This is a genomic window from Ascidiaceihabitans sp. (assembly GCF_039986515.1).
Taxonomy (GTDB): Bacteria; Pseudomonadota; Alphaproteobacteria; order Rhodobacterales; family Rhodobacteraceae; genus Ascidiaceihabitans.
The window spans coordinates 1-17,450 of record NZ_JBDWQO010000017.1 but is presented as its reverse complement, the minus strand read 5'-3'; the positions used below and the strand labels follow the sequence as shown (position 1 = coordinate 17,450).

Here is a 17,450-nt window from a genome sequence, read left to right as displayed (position 1 = left end):
TGAACTATGCCCCGCCCGGCAGGGTTATGCGAAGCATGATCCCGAGAGGGGACTGAAACGGACGGACGAATTCCGGCAAGATGCGGTGCGTATCGCGCTGACAAGTGGGCTTACGCGCAAGCAGGTGGCTAACGATCTGGGGGTCGGGGTAAGGTGACTACCGTTGGAGCCGTGCAGGTATCGCTGACTTGCCGGTTGCACATGTCGGAACGGAGCGTTGGGGGTTGAACTGCCCGTCGATCTGGCATCGCTCCGTCTTTGTCGAATGGCGTGACTATGAGGGGTACTACGGTTTTGAACAGGTCAACTATTGAGAGCCTGGGATTAAAATCTCAAAGCCTTGTCAGCCCTCATCCTTGGCCAGAAGCTCAACAGGCAATGCGTGTGTTGAAACCCCGCCTTCTTGAAGCGGTACATTGGCATGTGTGCACCCCATGCTGGCAAGGAAGGAGATCAGACCGTTCGCCGTCTTAAACTCGCGAATTCTGATTTCATCATGTTTGTCTGACATCGACCGTGCTGGGACCAAAAGCTTCATAAATGTTCTGTCCTCATCGATGATCCGGATTACCCACTTGCCGTACCATACCGCGCTCTTGTTGTAGGCAGCAGACTGACAAAGAACTTCTGCGAGGTAGCCACTCTGCATCAGTATGCGAAATCGCGTCTCAGTAACCACATTTGGCGCTTCGTTGTCTTGGATGCTGCTCACACCAAACCTCTTCCCGTTCTACTCTAGACAGTGGTTCTCTAAGTGGCCCATCGTCTGGTCGTAGCTATAATATTGCCACTGAGCAGGTAGTATAACGCCCAATGTTGCTGTTTCTCAGACAGCATTAACCACCAAGTTGTCAGATTTCCAAGTGAAACCAGAGCATCTATGTTTGGATTCTGATGATCGTGGTTGCCCAAATTCCACATTTCTTGATCGAAGGAAGCGAGTCTCGGTCGTCGCTGGTGTTGGCTGATTGCGAGGATAATTGCCTGTTATCGTAACTACGCTGATCTTTTGTTGGTGCAGCTTCAATTAGGCAGGACGGCCATTGTGCCGCTGGCTACGGTGTTCTTTCAAAGTGCAGCGAAGGTTTGAATTTTTCAGATCAGCAATGTGGTAATGACAAGTTTTCAAAAGGAGGCGTGACACATGAGAGTTTGTGGATGTGAAATATCGGCGAGTGAAGTTCGGCTTGCCGTTGCCTACCATGATGATGAAGGTGGTGTGGAAATGCTGCGCCTGAAGACGACACGGGTAGTGCTGGAGGATGACACGTCCGAGGCCGATCTACGATCAGTATTGGCAGATCTTCAACAGTTTTCCCGAGATCACGAGATTGATGTATTCGTGATTAAAACTCGTGCCAAGAAAGGCCGTATGGCAGGCGGGGCGGTTTCCTTCAAAATTGAAACCTTGATCCAACTCGTCGAAGGAAGCAAAACCAAGTTCGTTAGTCCGGTCGCACTCTCTCACTTTGCTAAGAAAGACCTTGATGAATATCCCGAGAAGCTGCCCGTTTATTTGAAGAACGCATTTCTTTCCGGAGCTTATGCTCTGACGAAGCCGGGATTTTTAGCATAGCCGAGATACTGAGATCTAGCCATGCCAATCCTATGTAGACGCAAACTGTACGAACACCGGTATCGGTTTTTGGACATTCGCTGCGCTCTGCCTGAACTGACACAACGCGGACTTTGCCGCCATTCGATTTCTTACCTTCGCTGACGCAGCATTGCCTTGCATTTGCAGCAAGGTTCTGGTTCCGATGCGGCTCACGTGGTGGAAGCGGTCATTCTTACCCAATGGTAACACTTGCACCTGAACCGTCCTTTCATTGCGGCGCAAACCAACGCACAACTTGAAAGTGCAGCTTTTGCCCAAACCGAAATTCCTCAATTTGTAAAATTGACGACGTTTCAATAGGGTCCGATAGCAGACAAGTAGCTCTTTTTCATTGTTTTGGTTCTATAGTAGAGGCCTAAACCATTGATATGCTTGGTTCCAAACCGGAAATGATCTCTGCAAGAGTCGAGATCGCAATTAGGGGCGCATCACGTAAGGACGGGACGAGACCGATTGGGCCCTTGAGCCTCGCCAATTGTTCTTGACTGACTGCCATCTCTTTCAGGTGTTCGATACGCATGTCATGGGTCCGGCCGCTGCCTAGGCACCCAATAAATTGGGCCCGTGTTTGCAAAGCTGCATGCAGTAATCCGGGTTCCCAATCGTGGTCATGAAAAAGCGTCAAAAAAGCTGAATGTCGATCAATGATGTCCAGATTTATATCTTGCTGGGAAGACATCAAGTGTATTGGAGCCGCGTCACAAATCGGGCCTACGGCGCTCAAGTCATCCTCATCCTGGGACAAACAGAAAATTCCAAAACCAACGGATCGTCCGACTTGCGCCATTGCTCTGAATATCGCCCCGCGTCCAGCAATAACCAACCGGTATTGAGGGCGATAAGTGAATTCTATTGGTAGCTCAGGGTCATGATCCGGGAGTGTAAATTTTAAACTACCAGACTCTCGCTTACGAAAATTCTCATGTAGCTTTGACAATGCTGCGCGATCTGGAGCGGGGTCGATCAAAACAGAGAGCGATCCACCGCACGGCAACTTCAGATCGACAAATTGCGACCCATCGCCGTAACGGATCAGTATTTTTTCGCCCGTGCGCAAAGCCTCAACTGCGTGCAGCTGAATATCTTTGTCGATGCATCCGTTCGACAAGTAACCCGTCATCTCACCATCTTGATCTAAAACAGCAAGAGACCCGACCTCTCGGGCCGCGCCTCCCGCAATTGCAACAGATGTGATCAACGCAAACCGCTTGCCGGACGCTATCATCTTGGCCGCATGAGCCACGATGTCGCTCGGATGTTCAGCAAGCGATATTGAATCAGACAACGGTTTCTTCATCCATCACATCTGCAAAGGACTTAAAAAACTTGGCTGCCAGTTTTTTTGCTGTGCTTTGGATCAGACGGCTGCCAAGCTGTGCAAGTTTGCCTCCAATATCCGCCTTTGCTTCGTATTTTAGGATTGTTTGGTCCCCATCAGCGGTTAGCGTCACGTCAGCACCGCCTTTTGCATGGCCTGCAGCACCGCCATTGCCTTGCCCGGTCAAGGAAAATGCGTCGGGTGCGCCTGCGGTATCAAGCTGCACGTCACCAGTAAAACGCGCTTTGACGGGACCGACCTTTAAGACAACTTTCGCTTCCAGTTCGGTGTCGGAATGCTTGATCAATTCTTCACAGCCGGGAATGCACTGCTGCAAAATTTCAGGGTCATTCAGGGCCGCGTATACCTTGTCTTTGGGTGCGTTGATGATGATTTCGTCGGAGAGTTCCATTTGGGTGTCCTTTTCTAACAACAGGGGAATCTGATTTGGTCGGCTTGCTCCGGTGTAAGAGCGAGCTTTTTTCGGATGCGGCGTATTTTTCTAATGAGCGCTTTCATCTGGCTAGGTTTCTTTCTTTGCAAAAAAGCGCATATGCGTCCGGGGTATCGATATCCGTGTAAAATCCGGCTGCTTGCAGGGTATGACGTTGCACAAGATCGGGGTTATCGCGGGTAAAGCGCATACATCCCGGTTTGTTTGGGTCAGCGGTGAGGTGTGGGCGCAGATCGCGCGGCACAACGATGGGATTCCCGCGCGTATCACCCTGCGCAGGGATAGAAATTTTTCCAGGACCCTCAGATCGGTGCGCATCTAAAAGTGCAACGATATCCGTAGACCTCAGCAACGGTTGATCACCAAGTCCGATCAGGGTCACATCGGCCAGCGGTGTGTTTAGCAATCCAACCCCAACAGAGGTTTGCTGCCCGGTCTCATAGTCAGGATTAAAGACGCAATTAATGTTGGCTATATCCTGCACCTTTGCCGCAACCGTTGCTTGATCATGCCCTGTGACCACCGTGATCGGCCCGTCAATGGCCGCCCGGTATTGCATCACCACATTCCGGATCATCGGCGTTTCACCGATGGGGAGCAGCAGTTTGTTCTGCGCACCCATTCGGCGCGACAGACCTGCTGCAAGGATGATCGCGACAGCTTCAATCATGGGAGGTTTGAACCTGCACACGCCGCACCTGCACAAGATCGGCAAGGATCGACAGCGCGATTTCTTCGGGCGTGATGGCCCCGATATCCAGTCCCGCGGGTGCTTTGACCGCGTCGATGCGGGCTTGCTCAATCCCCTTGGCCGCCAGTTTATTGGCAAGGCTGGCAAACTTGCGCCCGCTGCCAACAAAAGCTGTATGGATCGACGGCACGGCCAGCGCCGCCGCCAACGCGTCAACGTCGCCTTGTCCTTGGGTGGCTATCACGATGACACGCTTCGGCGCGTTGTCCTGAGCCGGGCTTGGTGCTGTTTCGGTCACCGACCAATCAAATTGTGGGGCCAGTGACACCAACGCTTGGGCGACAGGTGACCCCCCTAAGACAACCAATTGAGGCAAGGGCAAACAGGGTTCGATAAAGATGTCGACGCTGCCTTTGGACGGGCATCCGTTGCGGGCAAATTTTGTGCCGTCTATTTCGTCGCCTGCGCTGACGCCTTTTTCGGCCAACAGTTCTTCGGGCGCGACAGAGACCAGTTGGGGTTGCCCACTTGCCAAAACCGAAATCGCAGCTTTCTTGACTGCCCCGCGCGTGCAACCGCCGCCTAACCAACCACGCAAAATCGAACCGTCCGCACTCAGCAATGCTTTGGCACCGGGCTTGGCAGCTGTCGCACCCGCTGTGCGCACGATTGTTGCAAAGGCGAAAGGTTCGTCGCGCTGGCGTAACGTTTGCGCTGCATCTGCAAGGTTTTGAGATAAGATTTCGGCAGGGCTCATAACGATGTGACCTCGCGTTCAAGGCTGGCGAGATCAGCCATTGTATTTGCGGCCTTGAACAGATCGAGGTGCGGCAGTGCTGCGGCCATCCCTGAGGTTACGGGGGCATAGTCTCTCCACCCTTTCAAAGGGTTCAGCCAAATGATTTTGCAGCCCCGCTTTTTCAGATCGCTCAACGCTTGATCCATGACCTCGGGCGCGGCGGTGTCATAGCCATCTGATAAAATCAGCACGACACTGCGCCCATCAACAAACCGTTTGGCATACGTCTTGGCAAAGCGCCCGATAGAGGGTCCAATTTCTGATCCCCCGCCAAAACCATCCGCCATCAGCGACATCCGACCAATGGCGCGCATGGTATCCTTGTCGCGCAATGCCTCGGTGATCCGCACAAGGCGCGTGTGAAACAGGTAGGCGTCCGCCGTAGGATCGTTGCGCATGAGACCGGATAGAAACGCAAGGAACACCTGCGCATAGACGGTCATCGACCCGGAAACATCGCACAGCGCCACAATCTTGCGGGGGCGGTCGGGGCGGTTTTTTCGTAAAAGCTGCAGTGGTTCGCCCCCTGTGGCAAGGCTGGCGCGGATGGTTTTCCGGAAATGAAGCCGATCCCCTTTGCGCGCAGCGATCCGGCGCCGAGATCGTCTGTCGCGCAACGCCGCACCAAGCCGTCGGGCGACAATTTCGGCCTCTGCGATGTCTTCGGGGCGCACCAGATCACGTAGGTCTTTGCGCATCAGGTTGCTGATTTGGGTCGCGATCAAACGCCCCTCGCCATCGCTTTCCGCTTCGCCCTGTCCCCCATCTGGCGCATTCGCTGATCCGGCCCCACCTGCGTCTTCACCTTTTGCTTCGCGCGACGAATGAACGTCGTCTTGGTTTGGGTTGGGCGGCGTTTGCACAATTTTTTGTTTCACCCGCCCCATGTCCATCCAATAGCTGTCGAACAGCCTATCAAACTGCTCAACCTCCTCTTTGCACCCAGTACAGATGGCGCGCAGAGCTTGACGGGATTGTTCGGGCCATGCCGCATCGACCTCTGCCAGCGCCGCCAGCGCGAGATCGGCTTCCGAAACCCCAAGCCGCATGCCGTTCTCACGCAAATGCGCCATGAACCCCGCGACGCGCGCCGCAGGGCCGGGATCACGCGCGGCAAATTTGGTTACGCGTGTCATGCAGCGCGCCCTGCAATACGGCCTGCGACCTCAACGGTGACGTTGGCGCGGTCGCTTTGCGTTTTAAGCAATGTGCTGAGCGTATGTTGCAAAGCGGCTGGGTCGTTTGTCAGATCAGCAATACCAAGGCCCATAAGTGCCGCCGCAAAATCGAGCGTTTCTGCGATACCCGGCACTTTCTCAAGGTCTTCTTCGCGTAGTTTTTGAACAAAACCCACGATCTGCGCACCAAGATGCGCCTCAATCTCGGGGCAGCGGGCCTTTAGGATTGCAAGTTCCGTGTGGCGGTCAGGATATTCAACGTAGGAATACAAACAACGGCGGCGCAATGCATCGGACAGGTCGCGGGTGCCGTTGGAGGTGAGGATAACGATAGGGCGGGTCGTCGCTTCGACTGTGCCAAGCTCCGGAATTGTGATCTGAAACTCAGAGAGAATTTCGAGTAGGTATGCTTCAAATTCTTCGTCGGCGCGGTCAATCTCATCGATCAGCAGCACTGGGGCCACGTCTTGGGTGATCGCGGCGAGCAAGGGTCGCTCCAGCAAAAAATCCCGCGAGAAGATACGCGCCTCAACCGCCGCACCTGTTTCACCATTTTCTGCGGCAGCACGAATGGTCAAAAGCTGGCGTTGGTAATTCCATTCATAAATCGCTTGGGCGGCATCCAAGCCTTCGTAACACTGTAGACGGATCAGTTTTGTGTCGCGCAGTTCGGCAAGGCTGCTGGCGATTTGGGTCTTGCCAACGCCAGCTGCTCCTTCAAGCATCAATGGGCGCCCCAAGATGAGCGACAGATGCAAAGCCACCGACAGATCGTCGGATGCAACATATCCATCCGCGGCCAGCGCGGTTTGTAGAGTAGTCCAAGTCATTGGTGTTTTCCCATCTGTCAGGCACCCTTGTTAAAGGGTGCCCGCAGTTTCGTTTTAGTCGTGCAGACCGAGTTTCTGTGCGGTCTGCCAAATGCGCCAATGGTCGTGCGGCATGTTGGTATGCGTGTTACCAAAGGGCCGGAACGCATCCTGCACAGCATTTGAGAAACACGGCACGCCACCCACATGCGGGCTTTCACCGACACCCTTCGCACCGATGGGATGGTGTGGGGAAGGCGTAACGGTAAAGTCGGTCTCGTAGTTGGGAACCTCCCATGCCGTTGGCAGGAAGAAGTCCATCAGCGTACCGGTTTTACAGTTGCCCATGTCGTCGTAGGCAATCTCTTGACCCAAGGCAACGGCAAGCGCTTCGGTCAGACCGCCATGCACTTGGCCTTCGATGATCATCGGATTGATCCGAGTGCCGCAATCATCCAGCGCATAGAAGCGGCGGATTTCCGGAACACCTGTGTCGACGTCAATATCCATGACACAAACATAAGCACCAAACGGGTAGGTCATGTTGGGCGGATCATAATAGCTGACCGCTTCCAGACCCGGCTCAAGCCCTGGGATCGCCTGATTGTAGGACGCGAAGGCGATTTCCTTCATTGTCTTGAACTTCTCAGGTGCGCCTTTCACCACAAAACGATCCACGTCGAATTCCACGTCGTTGTCGTGAACCTCAAGCAGATAAGCCGCAATCATCTGTGCCTTGGCGCGGATTTTACGTCCGACCATCGCTGCAGCAGCACCCGCAACCGGTGTAGACCGGGACCCATAAGTACCAAGACCGTACGGTGCCGTGTCTGTGTCGCCTTCCTCAATCGTGATGCTATCGGCCGACAGGCCAATTTCAGTGGCAAGGATTTGCGCAAACGTTGTCGCGTGTCCCTGACCTTGGGAAATTGTGCCAAGCCGCGCAATCGCAGACCCTGTAGGGTGGATGCGGATTTCACAGCTGTCGAACATACCCATCCCAAGGATGTCGCAGTTTTTCACAGGACCCGCGCCGACGATTTCGGTAAAGAACGACAGTCCGATACCCATCAGTTTACGGGTTTTGCCTGCCTTGAAGTCTTCGACCCGTTGCGCCTGTTCGGCACGTAACCCGTCATAATCGACGGTTTTCAGCGCCTTGTCCCATGCGGTATGGTAGTCGCCGCTGTCATATTCCCAGCCAAGGGCGGCCTTGTAAGGGAATTGTTCTTTCTTGATAAAATTGATCCTGCGCAGCTCTGCCGCGTCCATGTTCAGCTTGATCGCAAGCACTTCGATCATGCGTTCGATGAAGTAGACAGCCTCGGTCACACGGAACGAGCAACGATACGAAACGCCGCCCGGAGCCTTGTTGGTGTAGACACCATCAACTTCGAGGTGGGCAGTTGGGATGTCGTAGGACCCGGTGCAGATGTTCATGAAACCAGCTGGGAATTTTGTCGGGTCGGCACAAGCGTCAAAGCCACCGTGGTCGGCTGTCACATGGCATTGCAGGCCCGTGATTTTGCCCTCAGGCGTCGCCGCAATTTTTCCGGTCATCCAATAGTCACGCGCAAATGCGGTGGTCATCAGATTGTCCATGCGGTCTTCGATCCACTTGACAGGTTTGCCCGTCACGATGGAGGCCACGACCGAGCAAACATAGCCAGGATACGCGCCAACCTTGTTGCCAAATCCGCCGCCGATGTCCGGCGAGATCACGCGGATGTTGTGCTCTTCAATTCCAGAGATCAGCGACACAATGGTGCGGATCGCGTGTGGCGCTTGGAACGTGCCCCACAGCGTCAGTTTACCGTTGACCTTATCCATGGACGCGACGCACCCGCATGTTTCCAACGGGCACGGGTGCGTGCGGTGATAGTACATGGATTCTTCGGCCACGACTTCGGCGTTGTCGATCACCTCTTGTGTCGGGGCTTTGTCGCCTGCTTCCCAGGTAAAGATGTGATTGTGGTGCTTACGCGGTCCATGCGCACCATCCGGGATGGAACCGTCTTCGGCCACCAAGTCCTCACGCAGAACCACATCAGATTGCAGGGATTTGAATGGGTCCACGATGACAGGCAGTTCTTCGTACTCCACCTCGACCAATTCGATTCCGTCGGCGGCGGCATAGCGGTCTTCAGCCACGACGTAGGCGACCTCTTGACCTTGAAACAGCACCTTGCCGTCTGCCAGCACCATCTGTTTGTCGCCAGCAAGGGTTGGCATCCAATGCAAACCAAGCGGTTCAAGATCAGCAGCGGTCAAAACAGCCATAACGCCCGGTACAGCCAACGCGGCCTCGGTGTTGATGCTTTTGATCCGTGCGTGGGCGTAGGGAGAGCGGACGAAGTCACCAAAAAGCATACCGTCCAGTTTTACGTCATCAACGTAGTTGCCTTTGCCTTGTGTGAAGCGTGCGTCTTCTACCCGCTTGCGCGAACAGCCCATGCCTTTAAGGTTATCAACGCGTTTCTCGCGGCTAATTTCGTCCTTCATTCTGCTGCCTCCTTGGCTGCATTCATCTCAGTGGCCGCAGCCTGAATGGATTTCACAATGTTCTGGTAACCCGTGCAGCGGCAGATGTTCCCTGCCATACCAAACCGGATTTCTTCTTCGGTTGGGGTCGGGTTTTCTTCCAGCAGCTTCTTGGCGCGCGTGATCATTCCCGGTGTGCAATAACCGCACTGAAGCCCGTGGTGTTCTTTGAACGCCTCTTGCAGCGGGTGCAGATCATCGGGGCCGCCGATGCCTTCGATGGTTGTAATCTCGGCACCTTCGGCCTGAACAGCGAACATTGTGCAGGATTTCACTGATTTGCCGTCAATCGTCACTGTGCAAGCACCGCAGTGAGATGTCTCGCAACCGATATGGGGCCCTGTGATGTTTAACCGCTCACGCAGTGTGTAGATCAGCAATTCGCGTGGCTCAGCGAGGAATTCCTCGGTCTTGCCATTCACGTGAAGTGTGACGTGTTTTTTGTTAGACATGTAATTTTTCCCTTTTGCCCTACCGCTTCGCTACTTGAGGGCGTGTCCCTTAAGCACGCGACCAAGCGCGTTCGATGGCGCGCCGCAAAATGACGCCAGCAACATGGTTTTTGAAGGCGACTGGGCCACGATTGTCCTCGGATGGGTCAATGTCACCCAGCATTGCGGCCATGGCTGCCTTAAGCGCAGCATCATCGACGGTTGTACCTACCAGGGCAGCGCCAGCAGCTTCGGAATAAACCGGCGTATCGCTGAGGTTGGTCATTGCGATAGATACAGCGGTGCAAGTGCCATCACCCTTGGTGATCTGAACAGCGGCAGCGGCCGTAGCGTAGTCGCCAATCTTGCGCTTTTGCTTTTCATAGGCGTGACCGCCCTTTGGCATTGGGATGGTGACGCCCGTCAATACTTCGTCGTCTTCGCGCGCGGTCATATAGGCCGCTTCATAAAACTCACGTGCAGGCACATCGCGTTCACCATTGATACCAACCAAATGGAACACAGCGTCAAGACATTGCATGAGACCCGGCATGTCATTGCCCGGATCTCCGTTGGCGACGTTGCCACCGATGGTGCCCATATAGCGCACCTGCGGATCAGCGATTTGCAAAGCTGCCTCGCGAAGGATCGGTGCGGCGGTAGTCAATGCCGCGTCGTCGATGACGTCGGCCTGTGTGACCAGCGCGCCGATGCGGATGCTGTCACGTCCGACTTCAATGCCGGACATGCCGCCGACGTCTTGCAGGTCGATCAAGTGAGGTACCTCTGCCATGCGCAATTTCATCATCGGGATCAGGCTGTGCCCCCCCGCCATGACGCGCGCATCGTCACCGTGTTCATCTAAAATGGCGAGAACTCCGGCCATATCTTGTGGTCTATAGTATTCAAATGCCGCTGGTATCATCGGCTGCCCTCCCTCAGAACAAATGGTCTAGCTGTCGGGAGGACTGCATACAAACGTATGCTAGGGCATCAGAAAAGGTATGAAAAACAGGGTAATGACACGAAATGCGCCTCAGCTTGCACGAACTGCGCCACTTGACACCAACAGCGCATCCTGGATTTCCTTAAGCTTTGAGCGGCTGACAGGAACCGACGGCACATCATCAATGTCAAAGATGCAACGACCTTTGTCTTTGTCCCGCTCAAACCGTGCGACTGCCTTCGGATTCACCAAGTAGCTGCGATGCGTCTGAAGGAAACCCTCGGGCAGCAACCTTTTCGTGGCCTCGGTGATTGGCCAAACACAAAACAACTGATCATCACGTGTGTAGATTTGCGTATAACGCCCGTCCGCCCGCAACAGCATCACTTCACTGGGTGAGACGAAAACCGTACCCCCATCGCGTTCACACGGAATTTTCAAGCCTGTCAGGGATGGTGTTTGAGGAGGTTCAACAGAGGGATTGGCCTTTGAAGGCCGTAGCGTGCCCTCAGTGCTCGAAGGAATGAGGTAGGTGATGCCAACCCACAAAAAGGTACCGAAAATTACGAAACTGGAAAGGATAACACCAAGCGCAAGCACTTCGTTGCTCATGCGAGGGCCAAATTCAGCACCCTGCGGATCTGCCACAAAATTTGTACCAGTCATCGCAAGAAAGTGGACTGAACAAACCGCAACACCAAAGCAAATCGTCCCGAGGAAAATGTTCTTATTCGTGCGGTGGTAGTACGTCATCCAAAACGCGATGACACACAGGAGGATAGCAACCCCTGACGAGGTGAGAATTCCAATCGGCGTATAGATTGCGCGGCAAAGCTCTAGCCCTGCCATGCCAATGTAGTGCATGACAAGGATTCCTACACCCACAAGCGCTCCAGCCGCCGCAATCACTGCGGGCGTCCGCTTGGTAAAATGCAGCAATATCAGCGCCGCCCCGACAATCAAAATTGCCGTCAATGCAGACATAAGGGTGATTGCGGCGTCATAGTAGAACAAGACGGGCAGTTGAAGACCGAGCATTGCAACGAAGTGCATCGACCAAATTCCACCACCGAGCGCAACGGAAGCAAGCGCAATTGACAGCGTTTTTTGCGCAACTGTTTTGTCAGACAAGTTCCGTGTCAGAGACAGCCCCGTGAAGCCTGCAACTAGAGCCACAAGACATGACATTACGACTAGAAAATTGTTATGATCTGACTCGAGAAATTCCATAACGGCTAAACTGGACGAAAAGTGGATTGTTGGCAAATGCGTGCTTCACATGCTCGTCGTTCAGCCAGTAGATCGACTTTCTCCCTGTTCATCTAACAATATCCAGAGCGTTTCTATCCAGAGAGGCTATCTATTGCTGACCTTAGGTTTGCCAGCCAGGGATTAATGAGAGGGACGGCTAAGGAGGAACGAAGCCAAAGTCCGCGGCTTGATCCTTGAGCGTGTCGTTTTTCCTGCAGTTTGCATGAATAACCGGTTTTCTTGCTGCTCTGCGACAACAGCTTTCTCGCTCGTGCGGCATTTCTGACGCCGCGAGGGCAAGCAGCGAGAAAATTGAATTCACAGGTTGGGCTCTTTCGACACCTTCGCTGCGGGTTGCTCGAACGGCTGGTTCGGGATTTTTGTAAGGAAATGCATGACATTTGCAACAACTCGGCAGAGCCATGGAACCAAGCTGAATTGGCTGGTGCATATTTCCGGTGCGAAATGTTGGGCTGTTTTTAGGTGCTAGGGCAGGGGTCCTCGATGCGTGCCGCACCGCAAGAACCCTCAACAAGGGCTAATTTTGTTGAAAAACTCTTGTTGATTTGATGCCCGTTGGCTGATTCAATTTCTCTATAGACTGGGGGGATTGGCGATGATGGGACCGAAGCAGGAAGCGCAAGGCGCGTTGTTTTATGAGTTCTCTCTGGAAGACCATGTTCCACAGGATTACCTATTTCGTTCGATTGATCGGTTTGTCGATCTGAGCGACATCCGCCAATATCTGGCTGAGTTTTACAGCCACACGGGCCGCCCTTCGATTGATCCTGAGCTGTTGATCCGGATGCTTTTGGTGGGGTATTGCTTTGGCATCAGATCCGAACGGCGGCTGTGCGAAGAGGTGCACCTGAACCTCGCCTATCACTGGTTCTGCCGCCTTGATCTGTCCGACCCAATCCCAAACCATTCGACCTTCTCAAAGAACCGCCACGGGCGTTTCCGCGAAAGCGCGTTGCTGCGCCATCTCTTCGAGAAGACCGTTGCGCGTTGCATCGCAGACGGGTTGGTGAGCGGTCAACGCTTGGCCGCTGATGCCAGCTTGATCGAAGCTGACGCGAACAAACAAAACTCCACACCGAAGGAAGATTGGGACCACAAAGCCATTGATCCAACAGACGCCCCACGTGCGGTGAAGGAATATCTGGACGTTTTGGACGATGCGGCGTTTGGTGCTGCATCAGAGGTTAAGCCCAAGTTTACGTCCCATTCCGATCCTGCAAGCCAATGGACGGCCGCCCGGAAAGGCCCTGCGTTCTTTAGTTATTCTACCAACTATCTGATCGACACCGACCACAGCGTCATTGTGGATGTCGAAGGCACAAGATCAATCCGGCAGGCCGAAGTTGGTTCGGTGTGCACCATGTTGGACCGGATCAAGGATCTGCATGGTATAGATCCTGAACGGCTTATCGCAGACGCTGCATATGGGTCAGGCCCAATGCTCGGGTGGCTTGTTGGCCGTGACATCAAACCCCATATTCCCGTGCTTGATAAAGCGGTCCGCACGGATGGCACATGGTCCCGCACCGACTTTGAATGGGACGCTGAGAACAACCAGTACATCTGCCCCGAAGGTGAACCCCTCAAGCAATTCCGGCGCAATTATTCTGATCCGCACCGTAAACCCACAGGCAAGGGCGTCGCCAAGTATCAGGCTTTGAAACACACCTGTCAGGCTTGTCCGTCCAAAATGAAATGCTGCCCCAAAGCAGATGCACGCAAGATCACCCGCGAAGAACATGAAGATGCCCGACAGGTTGCCCGTGATATTGCCAAGACCAAGCAGTATGTGATCTCGATGCGGCTGCGAAAGAAAGTCGAAATGCTATTCGCTCAGCCGCGGTGAAAGTCGGGAAAGTCCGCATTGTAGTCATCGGTTCCATCACAATGCTGCGCGACCGATCAATGTCTGCTTCGGGGAAGCCGCACCGCAACGTCGGTCCAGCTCGCGAAAGGCAGCTTAGGGCCGTGAATGACGATGCAACGTTGTCGGATCTCCCTATGATGCCGCGAAGCGGAGAACGGCAGGAATGAGTCCAACTCGACCGATTCTGCAGGTTGCAGGAACGTTCGGTCTAGCTAGTCATGGTAGATTTTGGTCGCGGCCTGTATGTTGTCCATCGGTTGCCAATGCCAACGTCGTTGAGCAGAGGAGCTTTCGTAAATACGGTCTATCTGGACGTTTGTCCAGCCCGACAACACGCAGCCCTTGTCTTCTTGCGAGGCTGCAAATTCCAGAGCCTACGCGACCTGCGCTGCCGGTCACGGCGATTGAGCGCAGGAGGGTCATTTGCGCCCGCCCGCGAGCTCATCCACCAACCAGCTTCGGAAGGCGGCAACCGGTGTGGATCTGCGCCAGTCTTCAGGCTCGACAAACCAATAGGAGATTCCGGTGCGAAAGCGACCCGGGAATGGGGCGACCAATTGGTTCATGGCCAACGCGTCTTGTGCAAGCGTTTCCCAAGCTAGAAAGATACCCTGACCTGCGATTGCTGCGTCCAGGCACAACGCCGCGTCGGAGTATTCTGGGCCAGTCCCGAGACATTCTTCTGTCATCTCGTTTGGCTTCAACCATACATCCCATCCGAACATTGTGTTCGTGTCCCGGACAATCGGAACCTGCCGCAGATCCTCTGGACCATTTATTCTTTGGGCTAGGTGTGGCGCACATACCGGAAAGACCCGTTGAGGGAATAGCTCATCTGCCAAAACGCCGGACCAATCTCCATAGCCGACGCGAATACAGGCATCGGCCTCGCCCATGCGCGGGTCCACAAGATCGACCGATGCGTCGATTCGTACTTTGACCTCTGGATGAGCCTGATTGAAGCGGTCCAACCGCCAAACCAGCCACTTTCCGACAAATATGGGAGGTACGGCAATGGTGATCGCGTCAGGCCTCTTCTCCGTTGCAAGAGCGACACCGTGTGCCAAAGAAAGAAAGCCCTGCGTTAGCTGCTCAGCGACCTGTTGCCCGATTTTGGTCGGCACCATCCCCTTTGGATTCCGCTCAAACAACCGGCAGTCTAGCTGCGCCTCTGCCTTGATAATCTGCTGGCTCACCGCTCCAGACGTAACGCCTAGTTCCTGAGCCGCGTCGCGCAGACTTCCGCAGCGTCCCAGTACCTCGATAGCCCTGAGCCCGTTTAGATGAATTCCGTAGAGCTTTTTCATATAGTTTTTCTACACTTCTATCGACAATTTTTCGATACAAATTTAGCTTACTCTGCGTTCTACTTTAGAAATGCTATACATCAAATCTACCAATTTACTGAAGGTTATTTGGCGTCTCATCAGGGTAATTCAGGTTCACGTCGATCACCACGAAGACCGCTGGAGGCGCGACCCGCTTTCGCATCCCGATATTCGCAAGATGAACAAACGGGAAATCGCCGATCTACCCATTGACCCGTATCTTATCGAAGATCGTTAGGCTTAAACGGCTTCGAAACTGATAGCAGCCATTGATTCTTAGGATGCGAATGGCCGAATGGCAGCTTCCATCAATAGAACGGACAGCCCAAAAATCAAAGCCTTCCAACGGATCTAAGGCGATTCTTAGCATCCGCTTCTTTCTGCGAAGCGCGTGCTGTTTGCAACCCCCTTTTCAACTGCATTGTGTGAAACTTGTAAATTTCTGTCGCGCCTGTGACTTTACCTTTGAAATGCCATAGGCTCCGAACCCATGAACCTGACTGATGATGAATCAAAGCTAGTCTTTTCGATCATGCATGACCTGAGTGGTGAATTTGACCATTTGGAAGTGCGCCAGCGGGTCGGTCAAAAATTGCTGGACCTCCTTAAGGCGGATCATTTTGCCTCTTATGTTTGGGATGATGCCAATCAGGAATTTGTGTCCTGTGTTCAGCTCAACATGACCGACGACAATCTGCGTCGTTACGAAAGTTATTTCCAGTTTCACGATCCTATCACGCCGATCTTGCAAAAGCGGCGTAAAGCGACACCCGTCAGCGAGGTCATGCGACATGACCGTTTAGTCCGTACCGAGTTCTTTAACGATTTTCTTAAACAAGACGGGTTGTGCTATGGGCTGAACTACTTTGCATTTGACCGTGGCGACAATATCGGAGACTTGCGCATCTGGCGCGGTGCCAACCGCGAAGATTTCACACAACGCGATGCTCAGATTGTTGATGCAATCGGTCCCAGTCTGGTGAATGCCCTGATCCGCGCGCGCAGCAATAGCGACAAAGCCCCTTCTTTGCGGTTTTCACAGATTGGAGATGATGTCGGGTTTACCGTGCGCGAGGCCGAAGTTGCCGATTTGCTTGTTACAGGCCAGACCGACGATGAGATTTGCGGGAAATTGGGCTTTTCCAAACCAACTTTGCGCACACATATCGCTTCGATTTTTCGCAAATCCGGCCTCAACAGACGCTCGCAGCTGGCCTTGTTCCTAGCCGAAAAAAATCATCATTTGTGATGATAGCCTAAGGTGTCCAGCCGCTTCTATCCTTGTTTCTAACGAGACAGGGAGGTTTGCGTGCCACAAAATTTATCATCACTAGACGGTGTTTCGACGATTGAAGCTTTCAAGAGCGGGGCGGTTAGCCCGGCGGAATATGCGCAATCAGTGCTCGAACAGGCAGCGCAGAACAGCCACCTAAATGCACTTCAGAGTTTTCGCGCGATTGCATTAGAGCCCGCTGTTTCCAAAGCTCTGAGTGCTAATCCCCAAGGCGCGTTAGCAGGGCTTCCGGTTCTTGCAAAGGACAACATCAATACGAATACATACCCCACCTCGGGTGGAACCAAATCGCTGTTGCATCAGACACCCAAATTCAACGCGGGCGTCGTAAATCGGATCGAAGGTGCGGGGGGCTTCATCGCGGCCAAGGCGGCAATGCACGAACTTGCATTCGGCATCACCTCCAATAATGCGGTCACAGGCCCAGTACGTAATCCAGCTGATCCAGAGATGATCGCGGGCGGCTCATCTGGCGGTACCGCAGCTGCTGTTGCGGCGGGGATATTCCCTATCGGGCTTGGAACCGACACGGGTGGCTCATGTCGTATTCCAGCCGCTTTATGCGGTGTTGCCGGGTTTCGCCCGACAACTGGACGCTATGACAGCGACGGTGTTTTGCCGATCTCCCATACCCGCGATACCGTCGGCACACTTGCGCGATCTGTACGTGACATTGCGTTGATGGATAACGTTCTTAGCAGCGAGCATGGGAGTGCAGAGGTTGTTGATCTCTCTCAGGTTACGCTGGGCGTTCCAAAAGATCGGTTTTTTGATGATCTTGAATCAGCAGTCGCGGCGGCAATCGAAAAACAACTGTCGGTTCTTGGCAAGGCCGGTGCCAAGCTGGTCGATGTCAGTTTTGAAGCCGTTTGGGAGCACAACGATGCCTTTGGTTTCCCAGTTG

15 protein-coding genes and 2 pseudogenes are annotated in these 17,450 nt (G+C 53.7%); 5 read left to right on the top strand and 12 right to left on the bottom strand.

Annotation, left to right across the window (positions count from 1 at the left end):
• Positions 1–52: 52 nt before the first annotated feature.
• Positions 53–151 (top strand): annotated as a pseudogene (locus ABJL60_RS17560) (transposase); the annotation flags it as partial.
• A 192-nt stretch (positions 152–343) separates the two neighbouring features.
• Here the strand turns inward: ABJL60_RS17560 and ABJL60_RS17555 are convergent.
• Positions 344–712, bottom strand: coding sequence for a hypothetical protein (locus ABJL60_RS17555; protein WP_348432525.1), 369 nt, complete (start codon positions 710–712; stop codon positions 344–346).
• Positions 713–1,144: 432 nt separating this feature from the next.
• Here ABJL60_RS17555 and ABJL60_RS17550 point away from each other — a divergent pair, with 432 nt between their 5' ends.
• Positions 1,145–1,576 carry a DUF3010 family protein gene (locus ABJL60_RS17550; RefSeq protein WP_348432524.1) on the top strand — a complete coding sequence of 144 codons (432 nt, stop codon included), beginning with the start codon at positions 1,145–1,147 and terminating at the stop codon, positions 1,574–1,576.
• Between the two features lie 397 nt (positions 1,577–1,973).
• On the opposite strand, the gene ABJL60_RS17545 is transcribed toward ABJL60_RS17550, so the two are convergent.
• The 10 genes from ABJL60_RS17545 to ABJL60_RS17500 all read right to left on the bottom strand — a co-directional run bounded on the left by ABJL60_RS17545 (position 1,974) and on the right by ABJL60_RS17500 (position 11,916).
• Positions 1,974–2,915, bottom strand: a complete 942-nt coding sequence (locus ABJL60_RS17545) for an XdhC family protein (protein ID WP_348432523.1) — start codon at positions 2,913–2,915, stop codon at positions 1,974–1,976.
• The gene (locus ABJL60_RS17540) at positions 2,896–3,348 is read right to left on the bottom strand and encodes a carbon monoxide dehydrogenase subunit G (protein WP_348432522.1); all 453 of its coding nucleotides are present in this window, start codon (positions 3,346–3,348) and stop codon (positions 2,896–2,898) included. The genes ABJL60_RS17545 and ABJL60_RS17540 overlap by 20 nt, the downstream gene beginning before the upstream one ends.
• 103 nt (positions 3,349–3,451) lie before the next feature.
• Complete coding sequence (locus tag ABJL60_RS17535) at positions 3,452–4,060, bottom strand: nucleotidyltransferase family protein (RefSeq protein ID WP_348432521.1); 609 nt, start codon at positions 4,058–4,060, stop codon at positions 3,452–3,454.
• Entirely contained in the window at positions 4,053–4,838 is a 786-nt protein-coding gene (locus ABJL60_RS17530; protein WP_348432520.1) for an XdhC family protein, read from the bottom strand. Before ABJL60_RS17530 ends, ABJL60_RS17535 begins: the two co-directional genes overlap by 8 nt.
• Positions 4,835–6,016 (bottom strand): VWA domain-containing protein, encoded by a 1,182-nt coding sequence (locus ABJL60_RS17525; RefSeq protein WP_348432519.1) that lies wholly within the window; start codon positions 6,014–6,016, stop codon positions 4,835–4,837. Before ABJL60_RS17525 ends, ABJL60_RS17530 begins: the two co-directional genes overlap by 4 nt.
• Positions 6,013–6,888, bottom strand: coding sequence for a MoxR family ATPase (locus ABJL60_RS17520; RefSeq protein ID WP_348432518.1), 876 nt, complete (start codon positions 6,886–6,888; stop codon positions 6,013–6,015). Before ABJL60_RS17520 ends, ABJL60_RS17525 begins: the two co-directional genes overlap by 4 nt.
• Positions 6,889–6,942: 54 nt before the next feature.
• A complete protein-coding gene (locus ABJL60_RS17515) occupies positions 6,943–9,369 on the bottom strand; it encodes an aerobic carbon-monoxide dehydrogenase large subunit (protein ID WP_348432517.1) in 2,427 nt (808 codons plus the stop codon).
• On the bottom strand, positions 9,366–9,860 hold the full coding sequence (locus ABJL60_RS17510; protein ID WP_348432516.1) for a (2Fe-2S)-binding protein: 495 nt from the start codon (positions 9,858–9,860) through the stop codon (positions 9,366–9,368). Before ABJL60_RS17510 ends, ABJL60_RS17515 begins: the two co-directional genes overlap by 4 nt.
• Before the next feature lie 49 nt (positions 9,861–9,909).
• Positions 9,910–10,764, bottom strand: coding sequence for a xanthine dehydrogenase family protein subunit M (locus tag ABJL60_RS17505; RefSeq protein WP_348432515.1), 855 nt, complete (start codon positions 10,762–10,764; stop codon positions 9,910–9,912).
• Positions 10,765–10,875: 111 nt separating this feature from the next.
• Positions 10,876–11,916, bottom strand: coding sequence for an MHYT domain-containing protein (locus tag ABJL60_RS17500; RefSeq protein ID WP_348432514.1), 1,041 nt, complete (start codon positions 11,914–11,916; stop codon positions 10,876–10,878).
• A gap of 736 nt (positions 11,917–12,652) precedes the next feature.
• On the opposite strand from ABJL60_RS17500, the pseudogene ABJL60_RS17495 reads away from it, so the two are divergent.
• Positions 12,653–14,029: pseudogene (locus ABJL60_RS17495) on the top strand (IS1182 family transposase).
• A gap of 314 nt (positions 14,030–14,343) precedes the next feature.
• On the opposite strand, the gene ABJL60_RS17490 reads toward ABJL60_RS17495, so the two are convergent.
• On the bottom strand, positions 14,344–15,231 hold the full coding sequence (locus ABJL60_RS17490; protein ID WP_348432513.1) for a LysR substrate-binding domain-containing protein: 888 nt from the start codon (positions 15,229–15,231) through the stop codon (positions 14,344–14,346).
• Between the two features lie 511 nt (positions 15,232–15,742).
• Here ABJL60_RS17490 and ABJL60_RS17485 point away from each other — a divergent pair.
• Both ABJL60_RS17485 and ABJL60_RS17480 read left to right on the top strand, forming a co-directional pair.
• Positions 15,743–16,501: a helix-turn-helix transcriptional regulator gene (locus tag ABJL60_RS17485; RefSeq protein ID WP_348289567.1), complete on the top strand. Its 759-nt coding sequence runs from the start codon at positions 15,743–15,745 to the stop codon at positions 16,499–16,501.
• A 60-nt stretch (positions 16,502–16,561) separates the two neighbouring features.
• A partial coding sequence (locus ABJL60_RS17480) for an amidase family protein (RefSeq protein WP_348432512.1) occupies positions 16,562–17,450 on the top strand: 889 nt, incomplete at its 3' end.

Coding starts and splice junctions, on each gene's coding strand:
- ABJL60_RS17535 (WP_348432521.1), bottom strand. CDS start 4,060: ATGATTGAAGCTGTCGCGATCATCCTTGCAGCAGGTCTGTCGCGCCGA.
- ABJL60_RS17505 (WP_348432515.1), bottom strand. CDS start 10,764: ATGATACCAGCGGCATTTGAATACTATAGACCACAAGATATGGCCGGA.
- ABJL60_RS17530 (WP_348432520.1), bottom strand. CDS start 4,838: ATGAGCCCTGCCGAAATCTTATCTCAAAACCTTGCAGATGCAGCGCAA.
- ABJL60_RS17490 (WP_348432513.1), bottom strand. CDS start 15,231: ATGAAAAAGCTCTACGGAATTCATCTAAACGGGCTCAGGGCTATCGAG.
- ABJL60_RS17520 (WP_348432518.1), bottom strand. CDS start 6,888: ATGACTTGGACTACTCTACAAACCGCGCTGGCCGCGGATGGATATGTT.
- ABJL60_RS17545 (WP_348432523.1), bottom strand. CDS start 2,915: ATGAAGAAACCGTTGTCTGATTCAATATCGCTTGCTGAACATCCGAGC.
- ABJL60_RS17525 (WP_348432519.1), bottom strand. CDS start 6,016: ATGACACGCGTAACCAAATTTGCCGCGCGTGATCCCGGCCCTGCGGCG.
- ABJL60_RS17485 (WP_348289567.1), top strand. CDS start 15,743: ATGAACCTGACTGATGATGAATCAAAGCTAGTCTTTTCGATCATGCAT.
- ABJL60_RS17510 (WP_348432516.1), bottom strand. CDS start 9,860: ATGTCTAACAAAAAACACGTCACACTTCACGTGAATGGCAAGACCGAG.
- ABJL60_RS17550 (WP_348432524.1), top strand. CDS start 1,145: ATGAGAGTTTGTGGATGTGAAATATCGGCGAGTGAAGTTCGGCTTGCC.
- ABJL60_RS17515 (WP_348432517.1), bottom strand. CDS start 9,369: ATGAAGGACGAAATTAGCCGCGAGAAACGCGTTGATAACCTTAAAGGC.
- ABJL60_RS17540 (WP_348432522.1), bottom strand. CDS start 3,348: ATGGAACTCTCCGACGAAATCATCATCAACGCACCCAAAGACAAGGTA.